The organism is Sporanaerobium hydrogeniformans, assembly GCF_002735925.1.
Classification (GTDB): Bacteria; Bacillota; Clostridia; order Lachnospirales; family Cellulosilyticaceae; genus Sporanaerobium; species Sporanaerobium hydrogeniformans.
Genome location: NZ_PEDL01000049.1, coordinates 1 through 2,972 on the forward strand (window position 1 = coordinate 1; position 2,972 = coordinate 2,972).

The 2,972-nt window shown below is 40.4% G+C and carries 3 protein-coding genes and 1 riboswitch; all 3 genes read right to left on the bottom strand.

Annotated features, from left to right (window positions below; translation table 11 throughout):
- Positions 1 to 115 precede the first annotated feature (115 nt).
- From thiE to thiW, 3 genes are read right to left on the bottom strand one after another with little or no spacing between them, the layout of a single operon-like run.
- Positions 116 to 751 carry a thiamine phosphate synthase gene (thiE, locus tag CS063_RS17295; protein WP_099450908.1) on the bottom strand — a complete coding sequence of 212 codons (636 nt, stop codon included), beginning with the start codon at positions 749 to 751 and terminating at the stop codon, positions 116 to 118.
- Between the two features lie 25 nt (positions 752 to 776).
- Positions 777 to 1,625 (bottom strand): hydroxyethylthiazole kinase, encoded by an 849-nt coding sequence (thiM, locus tag CS063_RS17300; RefSeq protein WP_099450909.1) that lies wholly within the window; start codon positions 1,623 to 1,625, stop codon positions 777 to 779.
- A complete protein-coding gene (gene thiW / locus CS063_RS17305) occupies positions 1,576 to 2,139 on the bottom strand; it encodes an energy coupling factor transporter S component ThiW (RefSeq protein ID WP_099450910.1) in 564 nt (187 codons plus the stop codon). The genes thiM and thiW overlap by 50 nt, the downstream gene beginning before the upstream one ends.
- 348 nt (positions 2,140 to 2,487) lie before the next feature.
- A riboswitch (TPP riboswitch) is annotated at positions 2,488 to 2,592 on the bottom strand.
- Positions 2,593 to 2,972: the final 380 nt, after the last annotated feature.

Sequence of the window (2,972 nt, forward strand, 5' to 3'; positions counted from 1 at the left end):
TCCTGTAGAATATAGGCTCAGTCTCTTGGCAGCATAAAATAATTGCGTAGCAGTTAAAAACTACTACGCAAAAAAGTCTAACTTATTGGGGTCACATCATAAAAGGAGCTTCTTTTTATAAATTGTTTTTCCAAGCTTGTATTTTTTCTTTTAACTGTTTAGCTGCTTCCTCTGGATTTTCTGCTTTCATTAAAGCAGAAACCACTGCTATCCCAGCAATAGGACTGTCCTTTAAAATCTCACAGTTCTCCCCATTCAGTCCACCAATAGCCACAATCGGACACCCTACAGCCTCACCTATCTCATTTAAAGTAGAAACTTTCGTTAGGACAGTCTTTACTTTGGTAGTAGTAGGATAAATAGCACCTACACCTAAGTAATCTGCTCCTTCTTTTACCGCCTTTAAGGCTTGTTCTACTGTCTTAGCTGTTGCACCAATTAGTTTATCAGGCCCCATAAGCCTCCTAGCTACATCAATGGGCAAATCACTTTGACCTAAATGAACACCTGCTGCATCCACTGCTAAAGCCACATCTACCCGGTCATCAATGATTAACGGAATCGTATAGGCATCTGTTATTTTTTTTACCTTATGAGCCATTTCAAGGTATTCTCTCCCTGGGCGTTCTTTTTCCCTCAGCTGCACAAGTGTCACACCACCCTTGCAAGCACTTTCTACCTTTTGAAGGAAGCAGGCCTCCTCTAAACCAGTACTGTCTGTTACTAAATAAAGTGTTAAATCAAATGACATCTTTCTTCCACCTTTTCTTTTGTCATTAAGCATAAATGGTAAGCTTGCTCTCTTCTATTATTTCTTCTGCTGTTAACGTGCATAGTTGATCAAGTAAGGCTACCCTAAAGCTTCCATTACCTTTTGTTTCTTGAGACCTCTCCCCTGCAATGCCCATCATCAAGGTACCCAGCACTGCTCCTTCCACATATTTTCCTGTAGAGATCAGTGTAGCAATCATCACATTTAGCATACATCCTGTCCCTGTTAGCTTCGTTAGCATCTCACAGCCATTATCGATGCGATAAACTTGTTCCTCATAGACAATTAAATCAATGGCTCCTGTGGCTACAATAACAGCCTTTGTAGCTTTAGAAAGTTGTCTAAGTAAAGCTGTATTCTCCTCTAGATTATCTTCCCTTACCTCATCTTCTTTGCCCACATCAATGCCCTGGGCATGACTTGGCAATTCATAAAGTGCTTTAAGCTCTGACATATTACCTTTAATCACGGAAGGTGGTGCCTTTTTAATCAGCTCCTTGGCATACTCTCTTCTTAACTTACTACAGCCTACACCTACCAAATCAATAATCGAAGGAATTCCCTTTTCATAGGCTACCTTAGCTGAAAGAAGCATGGCTTCCATCCTGCTATCTGTTATGTTGCCAAGATTAAGCGCAAGGGCATTGGCAGTAACTGTAACCTCTTTCACCTCTCTAGGATGCTCAGCCATAATAGGCTTACCACCAAGAGCTAGTACGGCATTGGCACAATCATTTATAGAAATGGTATTGGTTAAGCAATGTACCAAAGGTTTCTCCTTGTTTACTTTATCCTTAATTTCCTTAAGCCGTTTCTGAATGGCTATTTCCTGTGTGAATCTTTGATGTATCATAAACCTTTGCCCCCAAACTTCTTTGGAATTGAATAAGATGTCCTGTCTTCTTTAATGCCACTAAAAATACAAAAGCAATGCTTCCACCTATAAGGGTACCACCTATAAAGGAGGGGACATAGAAAAACCAAGTAAGATCTGTTCTCCCCCAAAAAAGTGTCATAACAGGATAAGAAACCATTGCTCCTATAATCCCTGTCCCTAGGATCTCTCCTATCACTGCTCCTATAATCTTTCCTTTCGACCAATAATAAAAAATACCTGATAAAGTCGCACCAAAAACAGCACCTGTTAATGCAAGGGGGGGAATCCCCATAAAAAACATACGAATAACGCCTATCATTAGTGCACACCCCAAGGCATACCAAGGGCCGAGGAGTACAGCACACACCACATTAATAAAGTGAGCCATAGGGCACATCCCCTCTACTCTTAAAATAGGCGAAATCACCACCCCTACTGCTACCAATATGGCAAGCAATGTCATTTTTAGTACTACACTTCTTTTTTCCATCTTCCTTACCTCTCTTTTGTTATTTATTTTGAATGCTACGGCTACCTCCCTTTGCTTCAAAACACATTATCTAGAGATAAATGGATGCACAAACAAATAGCGAGGTCCCATGCAGCATACGCTTTATTGAGGCGGTCGAAGCTCAAAAGCTTCCTCTCAACTCGAAACACGAGCTCCCTCGCTATTTAATTGTCTTTTATTGACCGATGCAAGGCGCTCCCCTTCCATCTTCTGTTTATGTATTCCCTCATTGACATGCCTTTTACTTGCTCTCCTAAGCTTTTAAGCATTAAAAAAGGGACATGCTTAGAAAACATATCCCTCTTATACTCATCGCTCTTTGTAAGCTTGTATAAAGCAATATTTCCCTACGCCAGCATTATCTGTATCAGGTTATGGGTCGAAACTTGAGTTTCCTCTCAGCCTGTCCTACAAGCTCCCCTTTTGTTATACTTTAGCAGATTATTTTATGCAAATCAATATTTATTTTTACCCCCTACTATTTTTTGACTATAAATAAACATAATATTAAAAATTTCAGTTTATCGAGGTGTTTTACACGTTAGACTACTAAAAGGAAAGGAATAGGGGGTGTTCTCAGGGACCACAAGTAAGGGAGCTCTTCACCAGCTTCTCGGTCCTCGGATGGGTAAAATCTAAGTTCAGTCCAATAGGCTAACGGTCCTACCTATCACAAGAAAGGCACTTGTGATAACGTCCCTAAAAGCAGCCTATAGGACTTCTCTAAGATTTTACATCCATCCTGTGGAGGAAGCTTGCGAAGAGCTCCCTTACTTGCTAGCCGAAGATTCATCCTGTTCCTATTTTTTTAT

Coding starts and splice junctions, on each gene's coding strand:
- thiE (WP_099450908.1), bottom strand. CDS start 751: ATGTCATTTGATTTAACACTTTATTTAGTAACAGACAGTACTGGTTTA.
- thiM (WP_099450909.1), bottom strand. CDS start 1,625: ATGATACATCAAAGATTCACACAGGAAATAGCCATTCAGAAACGGCTT.
- thiW (WP_099450910.1), bottom strand. CDS start 2,139: ATGGAAAAAAGAAGTGTAGTACTAAAAATGACATTGCTTGCCATATTG.